Origin of the sequence: Solidesulfovibrio magneticus RS-1, from assembly GCF_000010665.1 — a bacterium.
Taxonomy (GTDB): Bacteria; Desulfobacterota; Desulfovibrionia; order Desulfovibrionales; family Desulfovibrionaceae; genus Solidesulfovibrio; species Solidesulfovibrio magneticus.
The window spans coordinates 33,349-58,704 of the sequence record NC_012797.1; the positions used below are offsets into that span (position 1 = coordinate 33,349).

Consider the following 25,356-nt stretch of genomic DNA (forward strand, 5'->3'; position numbering starts at 1 on the left):
ACATGGCGCTTCCCGCGAAATACGTCGCCCTGGGGCTGGCGGCCGTCGTCATCCTCGCCTGGCTGTGGCTGCCACAGACCAACGCCTACTGCCGGCCGGTCGATTATTTTGCCGAGCAACAGTGCTTTTTTATCTCGGACGGCATCACGTCGCCGGAGCAGGACGCCCATGGCAGGTATTGCTGGGCGCTGGGACCGACGGCAGCGACAAAATGCTTTTGGGGCAAATCCGGAAAAGTCCGTCTCCATATCGGCCTGCGTTCTCCTTTTGCCGGCCAGATCATCGCCCTGTTCGTCAATGGGGTCGCCGTGTATTGCCTTACCAAAGCCGAAGCCCAAGACGGACCGGACCAAACCACTCTGGCCCTAGATGTTGATTTCAAAAGGGGCGTCAACATTATAGAATTTCAGTCAAATTTCTACAACAATCATCCGACGCGCGTGTTGGCCGACGACAGAAGCCTCTCGTTTACGCTGACGCAATTGCGCCTTGAGCCACTATGATGTCTTGCTGTTTGACGCACCGAGGGCGCGTGACGGCCTTGTTGTTGCTCCTGGCCTACGGGCTCTTTGCCTGGCATCTGGCCAGCCGCTGCCCGGTCGGCATATGGCAGACGAGAACCGCCCAGGCCACGATGCTCGGCGGCAATGAGGACCCGGACGGGGTCTATTTGCCTTCGGCCGTACACCTGTTCGACGCCCGCTACCCCCAGTTCTACCTTGGCACGCCGGGCCTGACGCTCCAGTACGCTCTGTATGGCGTCGTCAAGGCCTATTACTTCCTGGGCAAGGACTTTCCCACCCAGGATTTCGTGGATTTCGCGGCCTACCACTGGGAGACGGTCAACGCACTGGCCCGTCTCTTCATGGCCCTGACCCATGCCTTGACCGGCTACCTCGTTTATCGCCTGACCCTTGTCCTGGGCCTTGGCCCACGGGTCGGTCTGGCGGCGGCCGGACTCTACATGACCTCGTATGCCGTCTTGTGGTATTTCATCAAGATCTCGCCGGAATCCCTGATGACGGTGTTTTTTGTGCTGACGCTGCTGTTGTGCCGCCAGGCGGCCGATAATCCGGCCCGGACCAAGCAGGCGGCCTGGGGAGGCTTTTTCTGCGGACTTACCTGGCTGACCAAGGTGCACTACCTCTACGCCTTGCCGGCGATCATGGTGGTCCAGCTCGCCATGGCCCCAAAAATCGCCAGGAAACGGCTCATCGTCGCATTTCTCGCTGCCTTTCTCGGCACCATCGCCCTGGGCTCGCAGCATATCGAGTTCGGTAAATGGGCCGAGGGCTGGCGCGGGGCCATCAAGGAGCATTCCTGGTCCAACAGCGACGTCAAGACTTACGCGGCCTTCGATATGGCCAAGCCCGCGACCTACTTCCAGACCCTTGTTGAAAAAACTGCGCACCAACTGGCGTTCGTGACGGCGCTGGCCACCCTGTCCGTCCAGGACAACGGCGAGACGTTTCCGCTTCTAGCCACAGAGATTGCCTTGTTCGCCGTAGCCGCCCTCGGATACGGCCTGAGACTGCGCAATGGAAAGTACGACCTTGTGCTGCTGCTTATCCTTTGCAGCTCCGTTCCGGTCCTGATTTTTCGCATAAGCGCCCACTACTGGTTCACAAATTTCGTAATATTGTCGATTTTTGCTGCCAACGCCATTTGTAACTATCTTTGCCGGCCCAATGCGCTAGCGGCCGCCGTTGTCTGCGTCGCCATCATTCATGCGCCGGGCCTGTTTGATTTCATCCATTCCAAATCCCTCGACATCGACCATTACACCAAGGAATACGCCCCCTATTACCAGGCCTTGCAGGCCGCCGGGCCGACCAGGAATTGCGGCGTCATCCTGCACGGCGTGCCCTTTAATCCCCTGCGCCTGGGCGGCTTTTACCTGGTGTCCGGCCTGTCGCCCGAAACGGGCGTCGTGAAAGCCTTTGCCTCAAGATTCAAAGTGATTGAAGACGCTTCCGAACGCACCCGGTACGAGGCCTTCCTTGGCTCGGTCGTCTCGGTTCACTCCACAGGGTATGACATTCTTCCGACTTGCCCATAGCGGCGGCCAAGGCCGCCAGGGCCGTGGTTCCGACCTGCCGAGCCTGGGCCGCCTGTCCAGGCCGGGACTTTCGGGAGCGACGCCGTGACCGTCTCGAAAGCAAGCTCCCTCGACGCCCCCTGTCCCTTCTGGACGCCCGTGGTCATGGCCGCCCTGATCGGGGCCGCCTGCGGCCTGGCCGCCGCCACGTGGCCCGTGAGCCTGGAAAACGGCCAGGCCTTGGCCGGCCGCATCCCCTTTGTCGCCGAAAGCGCCTGGAACGTGTATCTTTTCCGGTTATGGGCCCTGATCAACCAATTGACCGCCGGCCTGCTGGCCCTGGGCTTCGACGGCCCAAGCGTGGCCATGATTATCGGGGGGCTGACCGGCGCGCTGTCCTTCGCCGCCTTGAGCGCCCTGGTCTTGGCCTTGGGCGGCGCAGGCCCTGCCGCCGTTGTGGCGCCAGTGTTCATCTATCTCTATGAACTCAAGGGCATCGGCTTCAGCTACCCCATTGACCTGATGCGCACACCCCACATCTTCGGCATTATCGGCTTTTCCTACGTGCTGCTCGTCCTTGGAGTGTTCGGCGTCGGACGACGGCGCGCGGCCTGGGGGCTGGCCGGCCTGGCCCCGGCCGTGCATCCGACCTGGGGCGCGTTCTGTCTGGGCATGCTCGGCCTGGGGAGCCTGCTTGACGCCGAAGCCAGATCGCATCTGCGCCGGGATCTGCCGCCCCTGGCCCTGGGGTTGATCCTGAGCGCCGCCAGCTACGCCCTGCAACGCCGCCTTGGCGGCGCGGCCTTCGCCCCGGCCGGCCCCATCGACATGGGCGACTACCAATTGTTCTTGCGCGCTCACGACGTCCACCGTCTGCGCTTTGAACCCTTGGCCCTGGACGTCATCTTCTTCGTGTTCACCGTGGCCGGGCTGTGCCTGGCCCTGGTCCGGAAGCTGTTGCCGCCAAGCGGCGCGGTTCTCGGCAAATGTTTGCTGGCCGGCCTTGGAACGGCGGCGGCCCTGACGGCGGCGGCTCCCCTGTTCCCGGAGTTCCTACCCTTGCAGATGCTGATGGCCCCGCGCTTTTTTAACTTGGCCATCATCCTGGCCATGCCGCTCTTTTTCGCGCTGACCACCCGGCCGGCCGCCGGTCTCCGGGAAAACGCCCTGGCCGGCCTTTGCCTCGTCGCTGTGTGGGCGGCCGGCTCCAGCGACCTCCTGCGCGGCATGGCGGCAACGGCGGCCCTTTGCCTTTCCTTGATTTTCATTTTCCGGCCTGACCGGCTGTCGTCCCAGGTAAATCCGGTGCAGCGCCTCCTCGACGGCCTTGGCCGTTGTTGCAGTCCGGCCGCAGCCCTGGCCCTGGCCCTGTTCCTGGCCGTGGAGGGCTATTACGAGGCCTACGCCATAAAGGCCCGCTTCCACGACGCCTCCAACGATTCCTTCTACGCCCTGTGCCAGAACAGGCCCGGCCCCTTGTTGCCCGCCGCCGGCCTACTCTATCCCCAATGGAACATTGCTCGGCCCGTGATCTTTTATCCCGGCGGCCTGGATCTGGCCTCCTACTTCCCGGACCTGCTGCCCGGCATGCGCCGCCTAGCCCTTAGCGTCTACGGCCAGGACATCCTCGCCACGTCGCCAGGACCTCGCCGCAGCTCCCTGGCCGACCACCGCGCTTTATGGGAAGCCAGGAGTACCGAGGACTGGCGGGAGCTCGGCCGGCGCTTCGGCTTTACCGATATCCTTGTCCCGGCCGACTGGCGGCTGTCCCTGCCACTTGTCGGCTCCAACTGCGCCCAGGCCCTCTATGCCGTCCAATAACCCCACCCAACGCGGCCCGCGCCTGCTCCTTGCCGGCGGCCTACTGGTCCTGCTTGTCCTGTTCGCTCTATGGCGTCGCGACCAGGCCCTTCGCGCCGTGCCCCTGCCCATCGAACTGACGGCCAACGTCGCCCTGGCCCCCGGCGTCACCTTGTGCGGCTTCGGCGATCTGGAAGGCCTGGGCGATCCCCGGCCTTACCGTTGGGGCATGGGACCCATGTCCCAGATCGGCTTCATCGCGCCCTTCGCCGGCCAGGGCGTCGTGGTCCTGGCGGTGTCAAGCCCCTGCGTCCCCGACCAGGCACTAGCCGTTTTGGCAAACGGCAAAACCGTTGGGACGCTTTCCGGCCCGCAGGCCCTGCCGCCGGGCGAGACGCCGGGACAAGAAATGCGCCTGCGGTTTCCGATCCGTCGCGGCTATAACACCGTGGCCCTGCGCTACACCGATTGGAACCACGGCCACCAAGTCTGCTCCGCCGGGGACTCCCGGCGCTTTGCCGTGCGTTTTTCCCGGTTGGCCATACTCGGCGCGCCCTAAAGCGGACGCCGACATGAACGCCGCCCTGCAGCGGCCGAGGAATTGTTTATGTCCCAATACGACTTCATCATTGCCGGGGCCGGCATCGTCGGCCTGACCACCGCTTGCGAGATCTTAAACCGCGCCCCATCGGCCAAGGTGGCGGTAGTCGAAAAGGAAGCCACCCCCGGACGCCATGCCAGCGGCCGTAATAGCGGCGTGCTCCACTGCGGCCTATATTACGGCAGCGACACGCTCAAGGCCAAGGTCTGCGCCACAGGCGGTCGGGCCATGAAGGCCTTTGCCTACGCCCACGGCATCCCCTGGTCCAACAACGGCAAAGTGCTCGTGGCCACCGATCCGAGCCAGTTGCCGGCCGTGGACCGGCTGATGCAAAACGCCGCCGACAACGCCATTCGGGCCGAGCGCATCGACAACAAGACCCTGCTTGAACTGGAGCCGGCCGCGCCTCCCGACGCCGTGGCCGCCATTCACTGCCCGGACACCGCCGTCATCGACATCAAGGCCGTCCTGGAAACCCTGCGGACGCAACTGGCCGAACGGGGGGCGCGGTTTTACTTTCAGCGGCGCATCATCGGACCGGCTCCGGACGGGGCGCTCCAAACTTCCGACGGCCCCATCCGAGGCGGCTTCCTTTTCAACTGCTGCGGCGCTTACGCCGACGTCCTGGCCAAGGCACACGGCTTTGCCCGGCAATACATCCTGGTCCCGTTCAAGGGGATCTATTGGAAGCTCTCCCCGCAGAAAAATCCCCTGGTCCGGGGCAACATCTATCCCGTGCCCGACATCTCCATGCCGTTTCTCGGGGTGCACTTCACGCGGGGCATCAGCGGCGACGTCTACGCCGGACCAACGGCCATTCCGGCCCTGGGCCGGGAGAACTACGGCATCCTGGCCGGCGCGAAATGGGGCGAAGCCGCGACCATTCTCGGCCGCCTGGGCCTACTCTACCTAGGCAACCAAAATAATTTTCGCCTGCTGGCCCATACGGAAGTGCGCAAGTATTCCAAAACGTTTTTCCATCAGTGCGCCAGGCGGCTGTTTCCGGGACTGGCCATCGAGGACCTCGTGCCCACAAACAAGTCCGGCATCCGGCCTCAGCTCGTCAATGTCGCCACCAAGCGCCTAGAGATGGACTACGTCTTCGAGGGCGACAAGCGCTCGCTGCACGTGCTCAACGCCATTTCCCCGGCCTTTACCAGCAGCTTCGCCTTCGCCCAAATGATTGTTGACCGAAGCGGCGCGCTGTAGCACCGTGCGCCCTACCCTGAACAAAACGCCCCGCGAGATCACTATGCGTCACCTCTTGGATCGTTATCCGGCCCTCGCGCCGTTGACCCGTGAACTGGCGTCCGCCGGCGCGTTGTTGGAACGAACGGTCCGGGCCGGAGGCAAGATGCTGGTCTGCGGCAACGGCGGCAGCGCGGCTGATGCCGAGCATATCGTAGGCGAACTCATGAAGGGATTTTGCCTGCCGCGCCCCCTGACCGCGAAGCAACGCCAAACCCTGACCGAGGCCTTTCCCGGGGAAGGCCCGGCTCTGGCCGATTCCTTGCAACAGGCCATTCCTGCCGTGTCGCTGGTTGCCGGCGTCAGCCTGCCCACGGCCTTTGCCAATGACGTTGGGGCTGTCAACGTCTTCGCCCAGCAAACCCTGGGACTTGGACGGCCAGGAGATTTGCTCTGGGCCATCAGCACCTCGGGTAATTCCCCCAACGTCCTCGCGGCGCTCCGAGTGGCCCGGGCCTTCGGCCTGTCCACTTTGGGCATGACCGGCCCGGGAGGCGGCCGGATGGCCGACCTGTGCGATGTGCTGCTAGCCGTGCCCGGGGAAAGCACGGCGGCGATCCAGGAATTGCATCTGCCCGTCTATCACGCCCTGTGTGAAACCCTCGAACAGAGCCTGTTCGGACAATGAAACGCGGCCGCAATGTCGCTAGGCCGTGACCCCAAGACGGAGAACGGGAATCCATGACAATGCTGCCGCGTCCGGCCGTGTTCTTTGATCGCGACGGCGTCCTGAACCAAGACACGTGCTATGCGCACACCGCCAGGACGACGGGCCGACGGTCAAAACCGCCCCCATGCCCCCGCAGCTTATCCCCAAGGGCTGCGGGACTAGTGGCTTAGTGCTGGCCTCGAAGACCGTCGATGGGCTGTCGTTCTACCGCCAGGAACGCATATTCGAGCGTCTGGGCCTGGACCAGCCCCAGACGCTCAACGGACAAGTGTTCAGTTTGCCATTCGCGGGACAGGCTCAGAGGTGTGCCCGAAAAACGTTGGTTTCAGGGAGACCAGCAGGTGTTCAGCCCGTCATGGCCAGGGAGGGCCAAGAGATCTCCCAAAACAATCTCTTGATTCGCCCTCCTAAAACAGCCAATATCAACTCGGGTTCTGGGAGATTATAAGGGCGGGGCAACAACTTCTATGAGACGGACTGTCCTATGTTGATCGGTTAGGGGTCTGCTCACGAAACGGAAAAAATCGTACGCTAAGCCTCAGCAAGCATCCGGAGCGGCCGAAATTTACCTTGCTCGATCAGCTTGTGCTGCCGCCAGATGTAGTCGCCGGTCAGGTTGATGTGCTCCCAGCCCAGGGGGGACAGATGTGGCAGCAGCTTCTCATCGATGGCCTGGCTAGTGTCGCGTAGCAAATGGATAGCGCGTTCCAGATAGACCGTGTTCCACAGGATTATCGGTTCTCCCCTGTACGAAAACGCTACCCGGGAGGGGGTCCGCCGCCATGCTTCTTTTTTTTCAGCACACCCTGGCCCGGGGCCTTGGCGTCGAGGACACTTCCGTCCTGCCGTGCAATTCCCCCTGACCTGGATTTTGGCCGGTACGATGTCGAGCTTTTCGCTGACTTCCTCACCGATGCGGACCAGCTCAGCGCCGCAGGGGCAGGCCTTCTCCGATTCCGGCAGGTCGTGGATGATCTCCACCCGGGGCAGATCCGCAGGGATGGGGCGACGGCCGCGTTTGCGGCGGGTGCCCGCCGGAGCGCAGGCCTCCTCGAAAGTCTGCGGCTTGTGCTCCTCCACAGTCTGTTCGGCTTCGTCGAAGAGGGAAAGCTGCTGCTCCTGGCCGGTACGGGGGGTTTTCTCGGATTTGGGACCGTAAATGATCAAGTTCAGGAGCCGAAGGCGCTGCTCCAATTGGGCAATTTGCGTCCGATGATCGGCAATGACACTCTTGAGAACGGCGGGGTCGTCAGGAAGGGAATTGATGTCCACGGCCTGAGCAATATGTCAGTATTATTCAATTTAATCAAGATAATACTGGTCAAAAGAGCGTCGAATACTCTAGCCGGGAATGCCCTTTCACGGCCAGAGGATCAAGTCCGTCGAGCAGCCAAGCGAGCTGCCTGGAGTCGATGGACAGCACCTCGGCCTCGTGAGTTGGCCAGCGAAACACATGGCGCTCCAGGCGCTTTTGCCAGAGACAAAAGCCATTGCGATCCCAGTAGAGCAGCTTGACGATAGTCCGACTGCGGTTACAAAATCCGAACAAGTGGCCGGCGAACGGATCGAGCGTAAGCTGCTGTGACACCAGGATGGACAGGCCGTCGATGGCCTTGCGCATGTCCGTGGCCCCCAGGGCCAAGTAAACCCGAACGTCGTTTGCCGGCAGCATCATAACCGAGCCAGCGTGCGGACAAGCTTTTCCAGCACCGGCGCGGCGAAGTCGCCTCTGATCTCAATGCGAAAGGCGTTGCCCACGTGCACCAGCATCGGCTCAGGCGCGGTTGCCATGTCCGCCTGGGGCGACGCGGACAGCGACACAGGGACGATTGCGAAGCAAGGCGCTGGCTCTTCGTCGGCCGATCTCGCCAAACGCTTCCGCCAATAGCCCCATGAACTTGGGGAAAGGTCATGCCGCCGGCAGTAAGCCCCCTGGCTCAGACCACTGCCTCGCCAAGACTCAAAATGTCCAGCCCAATACGCCGCCTTCTCTGATCTATGCTCCGTTGCTGATGCTGCCATGGGCGTCCCTCCTGGGGACATTCCATGCCAGAAAACTCAGGAGACGTAAGAAGGACTTCTTTTGACGGTTACGGAAATACTCGGCCACATGGTCGCCACCGGACCCGTCCTCGACGTACGCATCGGCCAGCAAGCGCAGCGTGGACAGGGTTTTGTCCAGATCATCCAGCCGGGCCAAAGCGTCGTGGAGAATGGCGCTAGACATTGCTGGCCACCTCCTGGCCCTGTCCCTTGCCGTGAATGGCGTCCATGACCAGCAGCGCGGACTTGAACAACCGGGAAGCGAACGCGGTTCCCAGGGCCTTCAGGTTCTCGTCGGTCAGCCGGTGGGGCGCGAGAATAGCCTCGGCCAACTCGGCCATCTGGTTGGCATCGGTCTCGGCGAACTTCAAGGCCTGGATGAGATCGTCCCGAATTTGGGGCAACTTGCCGGCAAGGGCATCGACATGTACTTGTTCAGCAGCCATAGCGCACCTCCGTTGTGTGCATGGTTAGGCCGGGCCTTGGGAACGCGACCTCCCTTGGCTCGGCTGTTTTTATTTTACGCCCCGGATCTACTCCTGGGCATCGTCCTCGAATAGTCGGCCGCCGCCCTTGGCCTCATAGTAGGCGGCAAGGTCCGCTTTGGAGATGATGAACATCCGGCCCAGCTTGGCGGCCTTGAGGTGCCCACGCTGGACTTCACGCCTGATGGTTTCCTCATGAACGCCAAGGATTTCGGCCACCTCCCTGGTGCTATAGGCGGTGCGAGTGGGGTCGACGATCATCGCAGTAATATCCTCCTCGGCCCAGGACGCCCTGGCCGGGTCAATCAGTTCGGGGTGCTCCTTGGCGAGGCGGTCAAGGTTTGCCCGCGCCACCCGGATAGCTTCGAGATCCAGAACGGCCTTGCTCATGCAGCCAGCAACCGCTTTACCTGTTCGGCCAGGAACGCCTTGCCACTACGGCTGGCAAATCCCCTGGCTTCCAATTCCTTGGCGATACCTCGGAGGCTCAGGCCAGCACCATGAAGCCGGCGGGCCTCGGCGATAACCTCCTGTTCCGCAGAGACGGGAATCAGCTTCACGCCATCGGTGGCCAGGGAGTAGCCATAGGGAATCTGGCCCACTCGCTCGCCCCGGCGCTTCATCGCGCCCATGGCCGACTTGGTGCGGGCACCGATCAAAAGCCGCTCATATTCCGCGAACGCATCGACCATCCGGCGCATCAAGATCGACGCCGGGTCGTCGCCGTCAGTACCTTCACCGGCAGCGGAAACGATCCTGGCACCCTTCCGGCTGACGGCCCGTTCAATCAGGGCAACCTGAATCGGGTCACGACCTAATCTGTCCCTCTTCGCCACCAACAAAACGTCGCCCTTGCCCATCGTCGCCACGGCGTCCAGCAAACCCGGCCGGGCTTCCAGGCCCTTGGAACCGGAGATGCCCCGGTCCTCGAACACGGCCGTCAACTCGGCTTCCTGGGACTTGGCGAAGCGCCGGCAAGCGTCCAGCTGGGCGGCAAGGCCAGCACCGCTTTCGGCCTGATCCAGGGTGGAGACTCGGAGATATGCGAAAATGGCCATGACGTTTACCTCCATGGACATGGTGGGAATATAGGCCAATAGTCGTCTATTGTCAACTTTAAACAACAGGCTTGTCACGATGGGTCCGCTTCGTGACAGAGGCTCCACCCGTTCCTCGCCACCAGCACCGACACGAGCGCCACCTCGATGGCCGGCACCACCTTGACCGCTTGTGACTTAAAAACTACACATACAGACATGAACGTCGTCCGCCGCTACCGAACCGAGGATGGCCGGGAGGTCGTCACCGAATGGCTGGCGGGCTTACGGGACATCCGAGCACGCGCTCGAATCGCAGCCAGGATAGACAGGCTCAAGGCCGGCAACCTGGGCGACACCAAGCCGCTACGAGACGGCGTGTCGGAGCTGCGAGTGGACTACGGGCCAGGGTATCGCGTCTACTTCGGCGTCGTGGGCTTCCAGGTGATCCTGCTCCTGTGCGGCGGCGACAAGCGGACCCAGAGCGCCGACATCGACAAGGCCGTGGACTATCTGGCCGACTTCAAACGGAGGGTGTAAACGTGAAAAACCTGAACAGGGCCAGCGTCAGCCATGATGACGCCCTTGTCCGTGAGCTGCGAACTGACCCAGCCTTCGCCGCTGAATATCTCCAGGCCGCCATGGAAGACACCGAGGAGCCGGCCGTGCTGCTCATCGCCTTGCGCCACGTGTCGGAAGCCTACGGCATGGCCGACGTCGCCAAGGCCGCCGGCATCAAGCGGGAAAGCCTGTATCGCGCACTGTCACCCAAGGGGAACCCGACGCTCAAGACCCTGACAGCAGTGCTCAAGGCCGTGGGGCTGCGGCTAGCCGTTGCTCCTGGCTCATCGGGACAGCAGCCAGCTTGCGCCTAAACTGCTCGAACACGGGGAGATGACCATGCCGCCAGATTGCAGGACGATAAAGCCCATCGGCGTCAAGTGCAGCAATTGCGGACATAGCTACACCACCAAGCCAGAACCGCATGACGATCAAGGGCAATGGCGTCTTCCAGGCTGTCCGAATTGTGGCACAGGAGAATCGTTTTACACCCCGAGCGCCCCAGACGATTTGCCGCCATGTTCCAACGACTGACGCGCCGGGCATTCGCCTACATCTGCCAGGGAATCGCCATCATGATCGGCTTGGCCGTCATGGCCCGCAAGCGATGGTCCCGACCATGACCAAGCCCACCTTCACCGTTGGCATCGGCCAGTACGCGGACATGTACGACCTGCACCTGGCTGCCGTCGGGGCCCTGCGGAAAGCCGGCCTTGAGGATCACGCCCGGGAACTGCGGCAGCGCGGCATGGACGCGCCGTCCTGGTACGACATGCTGGTGCTGATCGGCGAATATCTGGACGTGGATCTGGAACCCTGTAGCCGGGGACGCGGATAGGTACCAACACCGCCCCGGCTTATTCCAGCGAATCGGACGGCATCGACGGAGTGGTCAACGGCTCCCACCCGGCCGAGATCCTGCGCAGGGTTCGTCGTCGGGAGGTGAAGGCGCTGTCCTCATCTTCGCCCAGGTTTGTTTTCCGAAACCGGGCGGCCTGGTACTCGGCCTCTGCCCGGCCTTCCTCTACGGCCCTGGCCTCTTCGGCTTTTCGCTGGGCTTCCTCGTCAGGAGCTTCTCCCTGGCCGTTCAGGGCTTGCCGCGCCAGGGCGGCGACGTTGGCGTTGGGGTCGTACATGGGCATGGCGTCTATTCCTCCACACAGGGCAAAGCCGGCTTGGGCGTGACATCGAGGACAGCAGGCATGGCCGGGGCCAAGGGCGTGGCGGGCGAGATGGTGATCTGCACGGCATTCATGCCGACTCCACCCTGATGTTCAACCTCCAGGCGGTCGCCGTACCGCTTGGGACGCAACTTTGAAGCAGCCCACTTTCTGGCGTCAATCCGGTTTCTGGCAATCTGAGGATCTGGTTCATTGTCAGCAATGCTGACCACCTCATCGAAATACACGTCGGCCTGCACTTCTCGGGCGAGCGCGTACTGCTCCTGGAAACTTGCGTACTTCGTCAACCAGCTATAGACCGTCGCCGGCCCTGGCATACCTGGATCGGCGCAAATGCTTCGCAGTCCCCGACCTTCCATAATGCCCTGGCAAACAGCGTCGGCCACTTCCTGGGAAAAACTACAGGGCCGCCCCGCCACCTTCTTAGCCACATCACCACTCTTTTTACCGCTCATCAGCTGCACCTCAAACCGAAGGGGACGCTGGCGAAGTATCGTCTGAACCCTTGGCGGAATTGGCCTGTCCTGTTTCCCAAAATCTGGACTGCACAGCCCTGGCACGACGCTGTTCACGCACCTTTTCGCTAGTATATGGCGAGCGGCCAGTTCGATAGGGCCACAACGGGCAGGGAGGCAGCGCCAGGAACACCCGGCCAGCAGTACATCCGGAGACATCTCCTTCAGCAGCGCACGTGTCGCAGAAGGAGCGGATGACCTTCAGCAGCCGCCGGGACGCGCCGGTCTCAATTTCACCCGTGCGGTAGGAATGAAGGGCGCACCCTTTGGTCTGGCACTCACGGATAAGCGCCAGGTTATCGCCCATGCACTGGCGGCAGTGACTCCGAATTGATTCAAGAGCTGTTTTACGAGGACCATCATAACCAGAAAGCGCCGGTTTGTTCTTCTTAGCCATTGCGTTCCCTTGCGTCACTGGACGCGGGCGATGTCGTCAGCATCATGCACGATGTCTTGAGGAGGAAGCAGGGCGTTTGCCCGCTCGTGCATCTCGTCAACCGTACATCCGAATATCTTCGCCGCCAGTTCCATGGAGTAAAGCCTTTCACCATTGGGACCGCGATAGTCAGCTTGCACAGGAAACACCTTGTCGAACGCCTTGCGCAGTATGTTGCGAACACCTTCTGGGGCGTTGGTAAAAATGTAGCTCATTGCTGCGGCGTGAAGAATGTTGTCATCGTCCACGGTCTCGCACACCACATCCATGGCATGGTCGATGTTAATGAACTCACATTGCAGGGAATCAATAAGGCGGCCCTGTTCTTCCAACGACAGGGCACCACACCGACACTTGACGGCATCACCTTTACAGGCGGGGCAGGGGAACGAGCGCATAAGCTACGCCGCCGCCTGACGCTGGGCGAGACAAGCCCGGGCCTCGGCCAGGTTGGCTTTGACGAAGGTGGCAAAGTTTCTGGATTGGCCGTGGACTTTATGACCAGCAGCCACGATGTCGCGGTGGAGATGGGGTCTGCTCACGAAACGGAAAAAATCGTACGCTAAGCCTGTCGGTCGCAGCGGCCTGGATTTGTCCGCCCGGGAGTGTATTCTACGCATCCAAGCCTTTACTCCTCCTTCGAGGGGGAGGGGGGGCTGGGTCTAGCCGACGTACACTCACAATGACTAGATCAATTCAGTGCTGCGGGGTACTTCAAATATTTTCTTCTGATCGACTGATTGTATTTCTATTTGTTTTGAATCTTTTGCCTGCAACATCTTGCGAAGATGGGCATTAAACGTTGAGTATGCCAATGTCAACATCCCCTGTGCTGCCAATTTATCGTAGATGTGCTTATTGGCGTACCCTTTTTTGTGCATATCGAGAATCTCGATCTGACAAGATCTAAATTCTACACGGCCCATGCATCGGGCAATGCGACCTGATTTAGTCATGGTTCTCTCCTGGTTATTTTTTATCATATTTTATGATCTGTTAGTAGTCAATGTCAACTGATAATAGTTTCTTCGATTAGAAGCGAGCGCAACCGCTCTCATTCAAGCCCATACTAGCCGATAGTGTTGCTGACAAAAAAGGTCGAAACAATGACAGCGTGCGCGAAGGCAGGACAGGTAAGGTACAAGTACCTTCCGTCCTGCCCTGTGGGCCCCTGCTTATTCGCCTGTGGCTCAACGCGCGTGGGGTCGATCAGCACGCAAGTGACCTCAACGAACTTTTTTGTTTAATATGTCCATTTGGACTAGACCCTAACCAGATGCCAAGGGGCGTCACCGGAAAGCGTCAGAATAGATCTGCATTTGCAATTTCTTGACGGATTCCGCACAAAGCTATAGATTTCTACCTGACACTTTCGGCTCAGGAGGCATCTTGCAGGGGCACCGCATCGGCTACGTCCGCGTCAGCAGTTTCGACCAGAACCCGGAACGGCAGCTCGAACACGTTCAGGTGGACAAGGTGTTCACCGACAAGGCGTCAGGTAAGGACACGCGACGGCCACAGCTCGACGCGCTGCTCGCCTTCGTGCGCGAGGGTGATACGGTGGTGGTGCACAGCATGGACCGCCTGGCGCGAAATCTGGACGACCTGCGTCGCCTGGTGCACAGCCTTACCCAGCGTGGCGTGCGTATCGAATTCGTGAAGGAAAGCCTGAGCTTCACCGGCGAGGATTCACCAATGGCTAACCTAATGCTGTCGGTGATGGGGGCGTTCGCCGAGTTTGAACGCGCCCTGATCCGAGAGCGGCAACGCGAGGGCATCTCGCTCGCCAAACAGCGAGGTGCCTACCGGGGGCGCAAAAAGGCGCTCGCTCAAGATCGGGTGCTCGAACTGCGGCGTCGTGTCGCTGCCGGCGAAAAGAAGGCACCGCTCGCCCGCGAGTTCGGCATCAGCCGCGAAACCCTCTACCAGTACCTCAAAACGAACGACTGACCATGCCGCGCCGCAGTCTGTTGACGCCCGCCGAGCGGGCCACCTTGCTGGCATTCCCCACGACAGACGATGAACTGATCCGGCACTACACCTTATCCGAGGCAGACCTGTCGGTGATACGTCAGCGGCGCGGCAATCACAACCGTCTCGGCTTCGCAGTGCAGTTGTGCTACCTGCGCTATCCTGGCTTTGCTCTGCCCAGTGAAGCGGAACCTCCCGCATCCCTTCTGAATATCATCGGCAGCCAGTTGTACATTGAGCCGGACATCTGGCCGCAGTACGCGCAACGCCCGGAGACTAGGCGCGAGCACCTGCTGGAATTGCAGGCATGGCTGAACCTTGCACCATTCGCGGCCGCTGATTACCGGCACCTCGTGCAACAACTCGCCGAACTGGCCAAGCAAACCGACCGGGGCATCGTGCTCGCCGAAGCGTTGGTCGATCTGCTGCGGCAGCAATGCATCATCCTGCCGGCGCTCGACGTGATCGACCGGGTATGCAGCGAAGCGCTGACGCGTGGCACGCGACAAGTCTATGAGGCGCTGACAACACCCCTGACCGATCACCACCGTCGAGCGCTCGACGCACTGCTGGCGATTCGTGAGGGCTCCAAGAGCAGCGGATTGATCTGGCTGCGTCAGCCGCCGGGGGCACCCAAGCCCAAGCATGTGCTGGCCCACCTGGAACGGCTGAAGACCCTGCGCGAACTGGGGCTGCCAGATGGGCTGGAACACGCGGTCCATCAGAACCGGCTGCTGAAGCTCGCCCGTGAGGGCGGGCAGATGACCGCTCAACACCTGCGCGACCTAGAGCCAGCCCGCCGCTACGCGACGTTGGTGGCGGTCCTTCTCGACACCCGCGCCACCCTGATCGACGAAATCATCGACCTTCACGATCGATTTATCGGTTCGCTGTTCGGCAAGGCCAAGCGCAAGCATGCCGACCGCTTCCAGGAATCCGCTAAGGCGATCAACGACAAGATGCGCCTCTACTCCCGCATTGGCCGTGCTCTGCTCGATGCCAAGCTGTCGGGCGACGATCCATTCGCCGCCATTGAGGCGATCATGCCGTGGGAGGCGTTCACCGAGAGCATCACCGAGGCCGAACGGCTGGCCCAGCCGGAAGAATTCGACTATCTCGCCCTCGTTGGCGACGGCTTCAACCAGTTCCGGCGCTACACGCCGACCTTGCTGGACGCGCTGAACCTGAAGGCCGCTCCGGCAGCGCGCGATCTGCTGGAAGCGGTCGAAGTGCTGAAGGATATGAACTCACGGCAGGCACGCAAGGTGCCGGACGACGCGCCCACCTCGTTCGTGCGCAAGCGCTGGGAGAATCTGGTGCATACGTCAGACGGGCTGGACCGGCGTTACTACGAGTTGTGCGTGCTGTCCGAGCTGAAGAACTCTCTGCGCTCGGGCGACATCTGGGTGCAGGGCTCGCGTCAGTTCAAGGACTTCGAGGACTATTTGTTGCCGCCGGCACGCTTCTCGGCGCAGCGCGACCAGCTCGAGCTGGGGCTGGCGGTCGAAACCGATTGCAATCGCTACCTGGAATCACGGCTGATAGTGCTGCAAGAGCAATTAGATACTGTAGAAAGACTGGCCGCCGCCCATGAACTGCCCGACGCGGCCATTACCAGCTCCGGCCGTCTCAAGATCAGCCCCTTGAACAATGCGGTTCCAGACCACGCGGAAGCGCTGATGCAGCAGGCGTACAGCCTGCTGCCGCACCTGAAAATCACTGAGCTGCTGCTGGAAGTCGATGGCTGGACCGGCTTTACCCGCCACTTCAAGCACCTCAAGAGCGGTGCCACGGCCGACGATAAGCACTTGCTGTTGACCGCCGTTCTGGCGGATGCCATCAACCTGGGCCTGTCCAAGATGGCCGAGTCCTGCCCCGGCACGACCTACGCCAAGTTGACCTGGTTGCAGGCGTGGCACATCCGCGACGAAACCTACTCGGCGGGGCTTGCCGAACTGGTCAACGCGCAGTTCCGGCAGCCGTTCGCCGCTTACTGGGGCGACGGCACCACCTCGTCGTCGGACGGGCAAAACTACAAGGCTGGCGGCCGTGGGCAGTTCGCCGGACAGGTGAACCTGAAGTACGGCCAGGAGCCGGGCGTGCAATTCTACACCCACATCTCCGATCAGTACGCGCCGTTCCACACCAAGATCATCAACGCCACCGTGCGCGACGCGACCCACGTCCTCGACGGGCTGCTTTACCACGAGTCCGACCTGCGCATCGAGGAGCACTACACCGACACCGCCGGTTTCACCGACCATGTTTTCGCGTTGATGCAGCTTTTGGGGTTCCGCTTCGCGCCACGCATCCGTGACCTCGCCGATAAGCGTCTGTATATCCACGGCGACGCCAAGCAGTATCCGACGCTCGCCGGCCTTATTGGCGGAAGTGTCAACATCAAACACGTTCGCGCTCATTGGGACGAAATCCTGCGACTCGCCGCCTCCATCAAACAGGGCACGGTTACGGCCTCACTGATGCTTCGCAAGCTCGGCAGTTACCCACGTCAAAATGGCCTAGCGGTAGCCCTGCGTGAGTTTGGACGCATCGAGCGCACGCTGTTCGCGCTCAACTGGATGCAGAACATCGAGTTGCGCCGAAGGGTGCAGATCGGGCTGAACAAGGGGGAAGCGAAGAACGCCCTAGCGCGGGCGGTGTTCATGAACCGGCTCGGCGAAATCCGCGACCGCAGCTTCCAGAACCAGCGCTACCGCGCCAGCGGCCTCAACCTGGTGGTGACAGCGATAATCCTGTGGAACACGGTCTATCTGGAACGCGCTATCCATTTGCTACGCGACACTAGCCAGGCCATCGATGAGAAGCTGCTGCCACATCTGTCCCCCCTGGGCTGGGAGCACATCAACCTGACCGGCGACTACATCTGGCGGCAGCACAAGCTGATCGAGCAAGGTAAATTTCGGCCGCTCCGGATGCTTGCTGAGGCTTAGCGTACGATTTTTTCCGTTTCGTGAGCAGACCCCTACTTGTACAGGACGCTGGGAAAATGCTCCATTAAAAGCGCCATCTTGAACCCGACGACCACGATGATCTCGCTCAGGCCGTTTTCCCGCAAAATGCGGATCTGCCGGCCCATGATGGTTTCTCCGCTGGGCAGCTGGGACAAGGCCTTGGGAAACGGCTTGCCCAGCCGGGAACCGACGCCGGCCGCCAGAATGATCGCTTTCATGGGAACCTCTCGTTGTTGGGGTTCACGTCAGGGGATCGGCCCAGGGCCGTCGAAACCTCCGTCAGGGCCCCAAGCAGGCGCTGCCCCGCCCGGGCATCGGGCTCGGCAAAAGACAGTTCCTTAAGCTTCTGCCGGGCCTGGATAAAGTCGTCTTTGCCGTCAAGCAGATCGGCCATGGCGGCAAGCAAGCTCTTGGTGTCATGCGCCTTGGGGCCTGGAGTGAAGGCGTCGTAGTCAAAGAGCAGTTCGCGGTTGCGCGTGACGTACGCCTCAAAGTCGTAGGGAAAAAAGAGCATGGGCTTGTCGGTCAACAGGAAATCGAAATAGATGGAGGAATAATCCGTCATCAGCAGGTCGGCCAGGCGCAGCAGCGGGTAGGCGTCGCTTTCCGGGGGACAAAAGCGCAAATGCTCGATCTGTCCCGTAAAATCGAGCCTGATGTAGGGATGGAACTTGCAGACGAGCAACACGCCGCGTGCTCGGGCAAAGTCCGCGAACAACGGGTAATCAAACGCGCCGTCGCCCCAGGGATCGCCGCCGAGATCCCGGAAGGTCGGCATGTAAAACACGATTTTCAGGCCTTGCTTTTTCGCCCTGACCAGCTCGACGTACAGGGTCTGGTCGACGTTGATCATGTCGAGCTTGTCCGGGGCGCGCTGCAAGGCGTCGTTGCGCGGATAGCCCAGGTCCCAGAAGGCCTTGGCGCGAAAGGCCCGGGCAAAGGCTTTTTCCCGGAAAAAGGGGGAAGTGGACAGCACGGCGTCGTAGCCGGAATAGCCAACGGTCAGATCCCGGGCCTTTTCCGGGTTCATGTTTACGGCGGACTGAATTTCGGGAAAGCCGATGGCCTTGAGCGGAATGCCGTGCCACAGCTGCACCAGAAAGGCCCCCTGGGTGAACAGCGGGGCCAGGGTCCTGGTTTTCCAGCTCATGTCGTCGGAGACCACTATGGCCGCCCGGGCCAGCCGCGACGGCCCGTCGGGGTCGTCAAAGCAAAAGGCGTCCAGGCCCTTGGCCCGCAACAGCTTGGCCTGGCCGGCGTCGAAGGTCATGAAGGCGCAGCGCAGATGAGGGGCGTGTCGGACGGCGTGCAAAAAGGCGTATTTGCCGTTGTCGATAAAAAGGCCTCCGGCTCGGCCCACGAACACGACGTGGTCAGGCGCCTTGGGCGTCTTGGCTAAAACGGCCGCCAGCCTGACGGCCGCGGATGGCGCTTGGTCCATGGCACTCCCCTGTCAAAAGCCTGTCGCCCACGGACCGCAGCCAGACGCAGCGCCGGGCCCAAGTCCGCATTTCCCGGACAATAGCCAACCTGATCGGGAAAAGCCAGTTTTGGCCAGTTGAGCCGGGCATGTTCTTGGCTCTTGGCCCGGGCCGCAGCATCGAAATGCCCGCAGGCGACCGCCAGGACAGCGGCCAGGCTGGCCCCGCGCGGGCCGAAAATACGGTAATTTGCCGAAAAGGACAGACTCTGGCTGGCGGTTGTCCAGCTTTTTCCCCTACCATGGTCAGCTGTCCGTCCGGAAGCCTGGAATTTTCTTGACATCCGTTGACAAGGTTTTCGCACGGTGGAAATATGCCCCAACAGGGAAATTTAGGGGGGATAAAATGGCCAAACCCATTATCATCACAGTGGGCAACAACAAGGGGGGCGTTGGAAAGTCCACGACTTGCGTCAATCTTTCCGCAGGGTTGGCTCAGGAAGGGGCTACGGTGTTGGTGGTGGACGGCGATCCGCAGTCCAATACCACATCCACGCTTTTGCCCGATTTTGGGTTGCGCGAAAATTCCAGTCTGGTCAAGGCGCTCGAAGATCCCGAAGGCGCGTTTAGCCCAAACGCCTGCGCCACCAAAACAGAACACATGGAAATTGTCCCCAATTCCATCCGTTGCATGGAATGGGAAGTGCGCTCCTATGCCGGCATAGATTCGGTGCTGGGCTTTTCCAGGCTGCTGCAAAACGACAAGGACATTAGCCGCTACGATTACATGATCATCGACACGCCGCCCAACATCGGCCCCATGCTGCGCAATTCCCTGCTCATCTCGGACTTTGTCCTGGTGCCGTGTCCGGTCGGAGACCAGTACGCCCTGGACGGGTTTTCCACGTTTATCCAGGTGCTTTCCCAGGCCAAGCAGCAAAACAAGAAGCTGCTTTTACTCGGCGTGGTGCTGACCAAATTCGACGGCCGGGCCGTGACCCACAAGAAGAACAAGGACCGCATCCGGGCCTTTTTCGACGCCAAGGGCATTCCGGTTTTCGACACGGAGATCCGGGTCAACATCGACATCGACCGGGCGCACTCCCACCGCAAATCCATTTTCGAGTTTGACGCCACCAAGTCCGGCGCCTTGGACTACCACGCCCTGGCCCGCGAGGTGATCGCTCGTGTCGAAAAGCAAGCCTAGCCCGTCCGAGGACCCCTTTGCCACGATTCCGCCGCGCGAGTCCTTCGACGCCTTTCCTTCCCTGGCGGCCTTTCCCGAGAACGCCATTGCGTTTTTGACGGGCAAGGCTCCGGCGGAGGCCTGCCCAGAAGGCGAGCTAGTCAAGCCAGTCTCTCAGCCAGCCGCACAGTCGACCAGTCAGCCAGCCAAACAACCAGAAACACCGCCGGTCAGCCAGCCGCAAAACCAGCCAGCCAGTCTGTCAGCCACACACAAGGCCCGTCAAAAAGCCAGCCAGTCAGCCAGTCTTTCACCCAGCCAGACAACAAGCCCGGCACAAAGCCTTTCAAAAAGCCATTCTATAAACCGAACTTCAAGCCCCACAGAAAACCCTTCACAAGACCGGTCTTCAAGCCTGACACTGGGCCGGGCCAAAGTGGGCGATAGACTCAACGACAACCAGCGCCGAGTCTTGGACCTGCTTTTGGCCACCAAGCCCTACATCGTCAAATTCCGCGACATAGCCCAGGCGCTGGCCATGCGCGAAGCCTCGGTGCGCACGGTCATGCGGCGGCTGGACGCCCTGGGCTTCCTGAGCTTTCGCAAGGCCCGGGACGGCAACCTCCAGGGCGTCGGCGTGACCTTCAACCAGCCGGTCGTCGAGCAATACCAGCAAGACCGAACACTAAGCCCATCGACAAGCCTTACAACAGGCCTATCATCAAGCCACAAAACAAACCAGACACAAAGCCCCTCAATAAGCCGAGAAAAAGACCAATCACCAAGCCAGCCGATCTCTGAGCCGCACAGCCAGTCAGCCAGCCACACACCGCCTCTTAAGATAGAGAAGAAAGAATATCTTTCTATCGAGGCCATGGAAGGCTGGGACGAGGCGTTTCTCGAACTCATGTGGCCCCGGGTCTTCGCCGCCGGATTGCGCCAGGAGCAGCTCGACCAGGCCGCGGCCGCCCGGCAAAAGCTCGGCAAGGCCCTGGACCGGGACTTGCTGGCCCTGAGCCTGGACCGAGCCGAGTGGGAGTTGGAAACCCAGGGCAAGCTTGTGGACCTGCAATCCGGCGAGCCGGTGCGCAACGCCGCAGCCTATATTTACACCGCCCTGGCCCGCTGGGGCGTGCTGCGGGCCCACCCGCAATATGTCTCCCGGGAACAGGCCGAAGCCGAAGCCGCCGTGGACGCCCTGCGCCGCCGCCAGGAAGCCCTGGACACCCTGGAAAATCTCCGGTTCGAACAGTACCGGGCCGAACTGACGCCCCAGGAATTGGAATCGATCCTGCAAGGATTCCCCGGCGGGTCCAAGGACGCCTGGATCAAAGCCTATTGGCGCAAAAACGTGCGCGAGGCCGAGACGGGGCAGGGCGGCCAAACGCCGACGACCCGCAAAGGAACGGCATGATGGGCAATATTGCGGCCGGTTTTTTCCGCCTGGCCGAACATTTTCTCGACCGCGACGCCTTGGACGTCCAGGGCCAGCGCGTCAGCTACGGCGCGCTGCGTGACGACGCCCTGGCCATTGCCGGAGCCGTGGCCGCCCATGCCGGCAGCCGGCCCCATGTGGCCGTGTTCGACCAGCGCTCCCGCTCCGCCTACGCCGCCGTCCTGGGCATCCTGGCCGCCGGCCGGGCCTACGTGCCCCTCAATCCCGGTTTTCCCGCCCAGCGCACCCGGCACATGCTCATCCGGTCGGGTTGCGCGGCCGTGGTGACCAGCGCCGAGCACCTGCCGGCCCTGGCCGCCCTTTTGGACCACCCCGAGGCCGAGGCGGCCCTGGACGAGCTCACCGTGATCCTGGCCCCGGAGGAGGGCGGCCCGGCGTCTCTTGCCCCGGGGCTTTCCCCGAAGCTGGCCCGAGGCCCGCGCTTGGTCCGGGCCGGTTCCTCGCCGGCCACGGCCGTGGCCGAGGTCGAGAAGGGCCAAACGGCCTATCTGCTTTTCACCTCGGGCAGCACCGGCGCGCCCAAGGGCGTGGCCGTTTCCCACGGCAACGTCGGAGCCTATCTGGACTATGTCGCCAGCCGCTACGCGCCGTGTCCCGAGGACCGCTTTTCCCAACTGTTCGACCTGACCTTCGATTTGTCGGTCCACGACATGTTCGTGTGTTTCGGGGCCGGGGCCTGCCTGTGCGTGCCGGCGGCGGCCTCCCTGATGGCCCCGGGCCGGTTCATCCGGGACAAGGGACTCACGGTCTGGTTTTCGACGCCTTCCACGGCCGCGTTCATGGCCCGGCTGGGGATGCTCAAACCCGACGCCTTTCCCGGGCTGCGGCTGAGCCTTTTTTGCGGCGAACCCCTGCCCGCGGCCACGGCCGCCGCCTGGAGCCGGGCCGCGCCCCATTCGCGGCTGGAAAATCTCTACGGTCCCACCGAAACCACCATCGCCATCGCTCACTACGCCTGGGATCCGGCCGTTTCGCCCGGACAATGCCAAAACGGCCTCACACCCATCGGCCGGGTGTTCGCCAACCACGACAGGGTCGTTGTCGGCCCAGACGGCGCGCCGGCGAAGCCAGGCCAAGCCGGAGAACTGCTGCTGGCCGGAGTCCAGGTCACCCGGGGGTATCTGGACGACGAGGCCAGGACCGCCGGCCAGTTTGTCCGCTGCGGCGACGACGGCCGGATCTGGTACCGCACCGGCGACATCGTGCGCGAGGACCAGGACGGCATCCTGCAATATCTGGCCAGGACCGATCAGCAGGTCAAGATCCGGGGTTTTCGGGTCGAATTGTCCGAAGTGGAGCACGCCGTGCGGTCGTTTTGCCAGGCTCCCTACGTGGTGGCCGTGCCCTGGCCCCTGCACCAGGGCAATCCCGAAGGGCTCATCCTGGCCGTTTTCGGCGGCGACAAGAGCCAAGACGAAATCATCAACCACTGCAAAAACCGGCTCCCGGGCTACATGGTCCCAGCCAGGGTGGACTTTCTGGAGACCGTGCCGCTTAACAGCAACGGCAAGATCGACCGGGCGGCCGTGAAACAACTTCTGACGGGAATATGACATGCAAGACGTCAAAGACGCGTTGCGCCGGTTTATCGCCGGGCATTTGGAGGAAGCGGCCGCACGCAAGGGGCGCGTGGTCACGGTGACGGACGATTTGTACATCCTGGGCGAGCAGCTCCTGGATTCGCTGGAATTTTTAAACCTGCTCATGGCCGTGGAGCAGCGGTTTCAGCTGGAAGTGGATTTTTCCGACCGGGACATCGCCGAAGTGACCCGCTTCGGGGCCCTGGTGGACGCCTTCGCGGCAACGGCGGGGCAGGGGGGATGAGCGTCAACTGGGCGGCCATCGCCGAGGCGCGCCATGTCGCGGTCAAGGACTGCTGGACGACCTGCGACGGCTATTGCTGCAAGAACTTCCTGGCCGGCGAATTGTCCCTGCCAGACGCGGACAAGGTCATCGTGCCCTATCTGCCCGGGGAATTCGCCTATCAGCAGACCCTTGGCGGTCTGCCGGAATCGGTGCGGGCCGTGCGCCAGACGTATGTCCTGCCCGACGGGCGGCCCTGGAACGTCGATTTCCTGCACTGCACGGCCAAGGGCCGGTGCGACGGCCTGTTTTATAAGCCCCTGGTCTGCCGGATCTACCCGTATTTTCCCCTGGTCGACCTCGCCGGCTCCATCCGGGGCTTTGAGTACTGCTCGCTCATGGACCTCTTTCATGCCGGCCCGGACGCCCATCCCTGCACCCTGGCGCGCGAGCTGGGCCAGGCTGTCCAGGACGGCTTGCGGCGGTCTTTGGCTCCGGCCTTGCGCTTTCCGGAGATCATCTTCGCCTTTGCCATGTTCGAGCGTATCGTTACGGCCCTGCGCCGGGCTGTCCCCGGCGTTCTGGACGGCGAGCCGGGCTCGGAGGGGCGCGGCCGGTTTCTGCGCGCCTACCAATGGCAGGTGTTTTCGCGCAAGCCCTGGGCCACGCCGGCTTTTGCCGAAGAAACAGCCGCGCTGTACGCGGCCATGACGCGTCGCCACGGTCCCCTGGACCTGGCCTGAGGTCGCCTCCCCGGCCCGGGAACACCCTATTGCCGGCACGTCGCGCCAGACGCGCTCCGCCGGCCGCACCCGCCGGCTGTTATGCGACACGCCGCGCGGGATGTGCTCGAAAGCCTAAACGAGGGCCAACCATGGCGTTTTTCACCCCGCAATCCTTTGCCGCCCTCCTGGACGAACTGCCCATTGGCCGAGGCGACGTGGTGTTCGTGCAATCGTCCCTGGCCGCCCTGGGGCCGTGGCGCGGCGTCGCGCAAACGACCTGCCGGAGGTGGTCATCGAGGCTTTGGAGCGGCGCATCGGTCCCGACGGCGTCCTGGTCATGCCCGCCTTTGGCTACGACTTTCCGCGAACCGGCCAGTGCGATCTGCGCCAAGAGCCCAGCGTGGTCGGGGTGTTGACGGAGCGCCTGCGGCGCATGCCCGGCACGCTGCGTTCGGTCCATCCCATGTTTTCCTTCGTGGGCAGGGGGGCCGGGGCCGAGGCGCTGCTGCGCCCCGACCGGGCTGAGCGGCACCCGTTTGGCCCGGATTCAGTCCTGGCCCGGCTCCACGAGGCCAACGCCCTGACCCTGCTCTTGGGGGCGCAGTTTCGCACCTGCACCGCATTCGTCTACAGCGAGCGGGTCCACGGCGCGCCCTACCGGTTCGACAAGGCCTTTGCCGGCGCGGTGACGGGGCTGGACGGAACCGTGCACCAGGGCGATTTTTATCATTATTGCCTGCCGCGCAGCATTTCCTTGCAACCCGATTATTCCCGGGCGGCGGCGCAGCTTCTGGCCGACGGCACGGCCCGCCGGATCAAGGCGGGCCTGGGGGCGGTCACCTTTTTCCGTTGCGCCCCGGTCCACGCCTTCCTGGGCCGGGAGCTGGCCGCCGATCCCTGGTACCTGCTCAGCGCGCCGCCGGAAATGCTCGTCACCTACGCCAACGGCGTCGAGACCCTGGTGGAACCCGGGGAATTGTCGAGCCATCGGCGGTAAAGACCGCCCCACGATCATCCCAGCGGGCGCACAGTGCCGGCCGGCAAATACAGGCCGGCCCCGCAACTGCGCAGCCAGCGCGACCGAACCGCCAGCCCCCGGCGTTTTTGTCGGCCATCCTGGGATAGCCTGAGGGTGCGTCCCAACGGCACGACCAGCGACAACAAATACCCCAAAAAAAACCTTGCGAATCATGGATTCGCGGTGCTAA

General features: G+C 62.2%; 30 protein-coding genes and 2 pseudogenes. 18 read left to right on the forward strand and 14 right to left on the reverse strand.

Annotated features, from left to right (window positions below; translation table 11 throughout):
- The first annotated feature begins 2 nt into the window (after window positions 1-2).
- The 6 genes from DMR_RS22025 (at window position 3) to DMR_RS22050 (ending at window position 6,315) form a co-directional block, all read left to right on the forward strand.
- Window positions 3-503, forward strand: coding sequence for a hypothetical protein (locus DMR_RS22025; protein ID WP_012750637.1), 501 nt, complete (start codon window positions 3-5; stop codon window positions 501-503).
- Between the two features lie 29 nt (window positions 504-532).
- Window positions 533-2,059 (forward strand): ArnT family glycosyltransferase, encoded by a 1,527-nt coding sequence (locus DMR_RS22030; RefSeq protein WP_043602388.1) that lies wholly within the window; start codon window positions 533-535, stop codon window positions 2,057-2,059.
- A gap of 84 nt (window positions 2,060-2,143) precedes the next feature.
- Window positions 2,144-3,859, forward strand: coding sequence for a hypothetical protein (locus DMR_RS22035; protein WP_012750639.1), 1,716 nt, complete (start codon window positions 2,144-2,146; stop codon window positions 3,857-3,859).
- Window positions 3,846-4,397 carry a hypothetical protein gene (locus DMR_RS22040; RefSeq protein WP_043602391.1) on the forward strand — a complete coding sequence of 184 codons (552 nt, stop codon included), beginning with the start codon at window positions 3,846-3,848 and terminating at the stop codon, window positions 4,395-4,397. The genes DMR_RS22035 and DMR_RS22040 overlap by 14 nt, the downstream gene beginning before the upstream one ends.
- 48 nt (window positions 4,398-4,445) lie before the next feature.
- Window positions 4,446-5,648: an L-2-hydroxyglutarate oxidase gene (gene lhgO, locus DMR_RS22045; RefSeq protein WP_012750641.1), complete on the forward strand. Its 1,203-nt coding sequence runs from the start codon at window positions 4,446-4,448 to the stop codon at window positions 5,646-5,648.
- 43 nt (window positions 5,649-5,691) lie between these two features.
- Window positions 5,692-6,315, forward strand: a complete 624-nt coding sequence (locus DMR_RS22050) for a D-sedoheptulose-7-phosphate isomerase (RefSeq protein WP_012750642.1) — start codon at window positions 5,692-5,694, stop codon at window positions 6,313-6,315.
- A 573-nt stretch (window positions 6,316-6,888) separates the two neighbouring features.
- Here DMR_RS22050 and DMR_RS25525 read toward each other — a convergent pair.
- From DMR_RS25525 to DMR_RS22090, 8 genes and pseudogenes are all read right to left on the reverse strand, one after another.
- A pseudogene (locus tag DMR_RS25525) lies at window positions 6,889-7,092 on the reverse strand (Tn3 family transposase); the annotation flags it as partial.
- A 135-nt stretch (window positions 7,093-7,227) separates the two neighbouring features.
- A pseudogene (locus tag DMR_RS25530) lies at window positions 7,228-7,629 on the reverse strand (IS66 family transposase zinc-finger binding domain-containing protein); the annotation flags it as partial.
- 49 nt (window positions 7,630-7,678) lie between these two features.
- Window positions 7,679-8,032, reverse strand: a complete 354-nt coding sequence (tnpB, locus tag DMR_RS22065) for an IS66 family insertion sequence element accessory protein TnpB (protein WP_012750610.1) — start codon at window positions 8,030-8,032, stop codon at window positions 7,679-7,681.
- Window positions 8,029-8,400 (reverse strand): IS66 family insertion sequence element accessory protein TnpA, encoded by a 372-nt coding sequence (gene tnpA, locus DMR_RS25865; RefSeq protein WP_407636347.1) that lies wholly within the window; start codon window positions 8,398-8,400, stop codon window positions 8,029-8,031. The genes tnpB and tnpA overlap by 4 nt, the downstream gene beginning before the upstream one ends.
- Window positions 8,354-8,584, reverse strand: a complete 231-nt coding sequence (locus DMR_RS22075) for a hypothetical protein (protein ID WP_012750644.1) — start codon at window positions 8,582-8,584, stop codon at window positions 8,354-8,356. Before DMR_RS22075 ends, tnpA begins: the two co-directional genes overlap by 47 nt.
- On the reverse strand, window positions 8,577-8,846 hold the full coding sequence (locus DMR_RS22080; protein ID WP_012750645.1) for a hypothetical protein: 270 nt from the start codon (window positions 8,844-8,846) through the stop codon (window positions 8,577-8,579). Before DMR_RS22080 ends, DMR_RS22075 begins: the two co-directional genes overlap by 8 nt.
- 87 nt (window positions 8,847-8,933) lie before the next feature.
- Entirely contained in the window at window positions 8,934-9,275 is a 342-nt protein-coding gene (locus tag DMR_RS24825; protein ID WP_148208559.1) for a helix-turn-helix domain-containing protein, read from the reverse strand.
- A complete protein-coding gene (locus DMR_RS22090) occupies window positions 9,272-9,943 on the reverse strand; it encodes a recombinase family protein (RefSeq protein WP_148208560.1) in 672 nt (223 codons plus the stop codon). Before DMR_RS22090 ends, DMR_RS24825 begins: the two co-directional genes overlap by 4 nt.
- A 198-nt stretch (window positions 9,944-10,141) precedes the next feature.
- Between DMR_RS22090 and DMR_RS22095 the strand changes: the two genes are divergently transcribed.
- The 3 genes from DMR_RS22095 (at window position 10,142) to DMR_RS24075 (ending at window position 11,321) form a co-directional block, all read left to right on the forward strand.
- The gene (locus tag DMR_RS22095) at window positions 10,142-10,462 is read left to right on the forward strand and encodes a type II toxin-antitoxin system RelE/ParE family toxin (RefSeq protein ID WP_012750648.1); all 321 of its coding nucleotides are present in this window, start codon (window positions 10,142-10,144) and stop codon (window positions 10,460-10,462) included.
- 2 nt (window positions 10,463-10,464) lie between these two features.
- Window positions 10,465-10,797: an addiction module antidote protein gene (locus DMR_RS22100; RefSeq protein WP_012750649.1), complete on the forward strand. Its 333-nt coding sequence runs from the start codon at window positions 10,465-10,467 to the stop codon at window positions 10,795-10,797.
- A 305-nt stretch (window positions 10,798-11,102) separates the two neighbouring features.
- Window positions 11,103-11,321 (forward strand): hypothetical protein, encoded by a 219-nt coding sequence (locus tag DMR_RS24075; RefSeq protein ID WP_232502945.1) that lies wholly within the window; start codon window positions 11,103-11,105, stop codon window positions 11,319-11,321.
- A 19-nt stretch (window positions 11,322-11,340) separates the two neighbouring features.
- On the opposite strand, the gene DMR_RS22110 is transcribed toward DMR_RS24075, so the two are convergent.
- The 3 genes from DMR_RS22110 to DMR_RS22120 form a co-directional block, all read right to left on the reverse strand.
- On the reverse strand, window positions 11,341-11,625 hold the full coding sequence (locus DMR_RS22110) for a hypothetical protein (protein WP_012750651.1): 285 nt from the start codon (window positions 11,623-11,625) through the stop codon (window positions 11,341-11,343).
- A gap of 5 nt (window positions 11,626-11,630) precedes the next feature.
- Entirely contained in the window at window positions 11,631-12,119 is a 489-nt protein-coding gene (locus DMR_RS22115; protein ID WP_012750652.1) for a hypothetical protein, read from the reverse strand.
- Between the two features lie 471 nt (window positions 12,120-12,590).
- Entirely contained in the window at window positions 12,591-12,884 is a 294-nt protein-coding gene (locus tag DMR_RS22120) for a hypothetical protein (protein ID WP_043602397.1), read from the reverse strand.
- A 3-nt stretch (window positions 12,885-12,887) separates the two neighbouring features.
- Here DMR_RS22120 and DMR_RS25535 point away from each other — a divergent pair, with 3 nt between their 5' ends.
- Window positions 12,888-13,181, forward strand: a complete 294-nt coding sequence (locus DMR_RS25535; protein WP_232502946.1) for a hypothetical protein — start codon at window positions 12,888-12,890, stop codon at window positions 13,179-13,181.
- 120 nt (window positions 13,182-13,301) lie between these two features.
- Here DMR_RS25535 and DMR_RS22130 read toward each other — a convergent pair whose 3' ends face one another.
- The gene (locus DMR_RS22130; RefSeq protein ID WP_148208561.1) at window positions 13,302-13,571 is read right to left on the reverse strand and encodes a TraK family protein; all 270 of its coding nucleotides are present in this window, start codon (window positions 13,569-13,571) and stop codon (window positions 13,302-13,304) included.
- A gap of 433 nt (window positions 13,572-14,004) precedes the next feature.
- Between DMR_RS22130 and DMR_RS22135 the strand changes: the two genes are divergently transcribed.
- Window positions 14,005-14,565: a recombinase family protein gene (locus DMR_RS22135; protein ID WP_043602402.1), complete on the forward strand. Its 561-nt coding sequence runs from the start codon at window positions 14,005-14,007 to the stop codon at window positions 14,563-14,565.
- 2 nt (window positions 14,566-14,567) lie between these two features.
- The gene (locus DMR_RS22140) at window positions 14,568-17,537 is read left to right on the forward strand and encodes a Tn3 family transposase (protein ID WP_012750656.1); all 2,970 of its coding nucleotides are present in this window, start codon (window positions 14,568-14,570) and stop codon (window positions 17,535-17,537) included.
- 32 nt (window positions 17,538-17,569) lie between these two features.
- On the opposite strand, the gene DMR_RS22145 is transcribed toward DMR_RS22140, so the two are convergent.
- The gene (locus DMR_RS22145) at window positions 17,570-17,776 is read right to left on the reverse strand and encodes an NTP transferase domain-containing protein (RefSeq protein ID WP_012750657.1); all 207 of its coding nucleotides are present in this window, start codon (window positions 17,774-17,776) and stop codon (window positions 17,570-17,572) included.
- Window positions 17,773-18,999 (reverse strand): CDP-glycerol glycerophosphotransferase family protein, encoded by a 1,227-nt coding sequence (locus tag DMR_RS22150; RefSeq protein ID WP_012750658.1) that lies wholly within the window; start codon window positions 18,997-18,999, stop codon window positions 17,773-17,775. Before DMR_RS22150 ends, DMR_RS22145 begins: the two co-directional genes overlap by 4 nt.
- A gap of 385 nt (window positions 19,000-19,384) precedes the next feature.
- Here DMR_RS22150 and DMR_RS22155 point away from each other — a divergent pair, with 385 nt between their 5' ends.
- The 6 genes from DMR_RS22155 (at window position 19,385) to DMR_RS22180 (ending at window position 25,145) form a co-directional block, all read left to right on the forward strand.
- Window positions 19,385-20,185, forward strand: coding sequence for a ParA family protein (locus DMR_RS22155; RefSeq protein ID WP_012750659.1), 801 nt, complete (start codon window positions 19,385-19,387; stop codon window positions 20,183-20,185).
- Between the two features lie 415 nt (window positions 20,186-20,600).
- Entirely contained in the window at window positions 20,601-21,578 is a 978-nt protein-coding gene (locus DMR_RS22160) for a hypothetical protein (RefSeq protein WP_232502947.1), read from the forward strand.
- The gene (locus DMR_RS22165; protein WP_043602405.1) at window positions 21,575-23,173 is read left to right on the forward strand and encodes an amino acid adenylation domain-containing protein; all 1,599 of its coding nucleotides are present in this window, start codon (window positions 21,575-21,577) and stop codon (window positions 23,171-23,173) included. Before DMR_RS22160 ends, DMR_RS22165 begins: the two co-directional genes overlap by 4 nt.
- 1 nt (window position 23,174) lies before the next feature.
- A complete protein-coding gene (locus DMR_RS22170) occupies window positions 23,175-23,444 on the forward strand; it encodes an acyl carrier protein (RefSeq protein WP_012750662.1) in 270 nt (89 codons plus the stop codon).
- Complete coding sequence (locus DMR_RS22175) at window positions 23,441-24,166, forward strand: hypothetical protein (RefSeq protein ID WP_012750663.1); 726 nt, start codon at window positions 23,441-23,443, stop codon at window positions 24,164-24,166. Before DMR_RS22170 ends, DMR_RS22175 begins: the two co-directional genes overlap by 4 nt.
- A 235-nt stretch (window positions 24,167-24,401) precedes the next feature.
- Entirely contained in the window at window positions 24,402-25,145 is a 744-nt protein-coding gene (locus DMR_RS22180) for an AAC(3) family N-acetyltransferase (protein WP_012750664.1), read from the forward strand.
- Window positions 25,146-25,356: the final 211 nt, after the last annotated feature.

Coding starts and splice junctions, on each gene's coding strand:
- DMR_RS22025 (WP_012750637.1), top strand. CDS start 3: ATGGCGCTTCCCGCGAAATACGTCGCCCTGGGGCTGGCGGCCGTCGTC.
- DMR_RS22040 (WP_043602391.1), top strand. CDS start 3,846: ATGCCGTCCAATAACCCCACCCAACGCGGCCCGCGCCTGCTCCTTGCC.
- lhgO (WP_012750641.1), top strand. CDS start 4,446: ATGTCCCAATACGACTTCATCATTGCCGGGGCCGGCATCGTCGGCCTG.
- DMR_RS22050 (WP_012750642.1), top strand. CDS start 5,692: ATGCGTCACCTCTTGGATCGTTATCCGGCCCTCGCGCCGTTGACCCGT.
- tnpB (WP_012750610.1), bottom strand. CDS start 8,032: ATGATGCTGCCGGCAAACGACGTTCGGGTTTACTTGGCCCTGGGGGCC.
- tnpA (WP_407636347.1), bottom strand. CDS start 8,400: ATGTCCCCAGGAGGGACGCCCATGGCAGCATCAGCAACGGAGCATAGA.
- DMR_RS22075 (WP_012750644.1), bottom strand. CDS start 8,584: ATGTCTAGCGCCATTCTCCACGACGCTTTGGCCCGGCTGGATGATCTG.
- DMR_RS22080 (WP_012750645.1), bottom strand. CDS start 8,846: ATGGCTGCTGAACAAGTACATGTCGATGCCCTTGCCGGCAAGTTGCCC.
- DMR_RS24825 (WP_148208559.1), bottom strand. CDS start 9,275: ATGAGCAAGGCCGTTCTGGATCTCGAAGCTATCCGGGTGGCGCGGGCA.
- DMR_RS22090 (WP_148208560.1), bottom strand. CDS start 9,943: ATGGCCATTTTCGCATATCTCCGAGTCTCCACCCTGGATCAGGCCGAA.
- DMR_RS22095 (WP_012750648.1), top strand. CDS start 10,142: ATGAACGTCGTCCGCCGCTACCGAACCGAGGATGGCCGGGAGGTCGTC.
- DMR_RS24075 (WP_232502945.1), top strand. CDS start 11,103: ATGACCAAGCCCACCTTCACCGTTGGCATCGGCCAGTACGCGGACATG.
- DMR_RS22110 (WP_012750651.1), bottom strand. CDS start 11,625: ATGCCCATGTACGACCCCAACGCCAACGTCGCCGCCCTGGCGCGGCAA.
- DMR_RS22115 (WP_012750652.1), bottom strand. CDS start 12,119: ATGAGCGGTAAAAAGAGTGGTGATGTGGCTAAGAAGGTGGCGGGGCGG.
- DMR_RS22120 (WP_043602397.1), bottom strand. CDS start 12,884: ATGGATGTGGTGTGCGAGACCGTGGACGATGACAACATTCTTCACGCC.
- DMR_RS25535 (WP_232502946.1), top strand. CDS start 12,888: ATGGTCGATGTTAATGAACTCACATTGCAGGGAATCAATAAGGCGGCC.
- DMR_RS22130 (WP_148208561.1), bottom strand. CDS start 13,571: ATGACTAAATCAGGTCGCATTGCCCGATGCATGGGCCGTGTAGAATTT.
- DMR_RS22140 (WP_012750656.1), top strand. CDS start 14,568: ATGCCGCGCCGCAGTCTGTTGACGCCCGCCGAGCGGGCCACCTTGCTG.
- DMR_RS22145 (WP_012750657.1), bottom strand. CDS start 17,776: ATGAAAGCGATCATTCTGGCGGCCGGCGTCGGTTCCCGGCTGGGCAAG.
- DMR_RS22150 (WP_012750658.1), bottom strand. CDS start 18,999: ATGGACCAAGCGCCATCCGCGGCCGTCAGGCTGGCGGCCGTTTTAGCC.
- DMR_RS22155 (WP_012750659.1), top strand. CDS start 19,385: ATGGCCAAACCCATTATCATCACAGTGGGCAACAACAAGGGGGGCGTT.
- DMR_RS22165 (WP_043602405.1), top strand. CDS start 21,575: ATGATGGGCAATATTGCGGCCGGTTTTTTCCGCCTGGCCGAACATTTT.
- DMR_RS22170 (WP_012750662.1), top strand. CDS start 23,175: ATGCAAGACGTCAAAGACGCGTTGCGCCGGTTTATCGCCGGGCATTTG.
- DMR_RS22175 (WP_012750663.1), top strand. CDS start 23,441: ATGAGCGTCAACTGGGCGGCCATCGCCGAGGCGCGCCATGTCGCGGTC.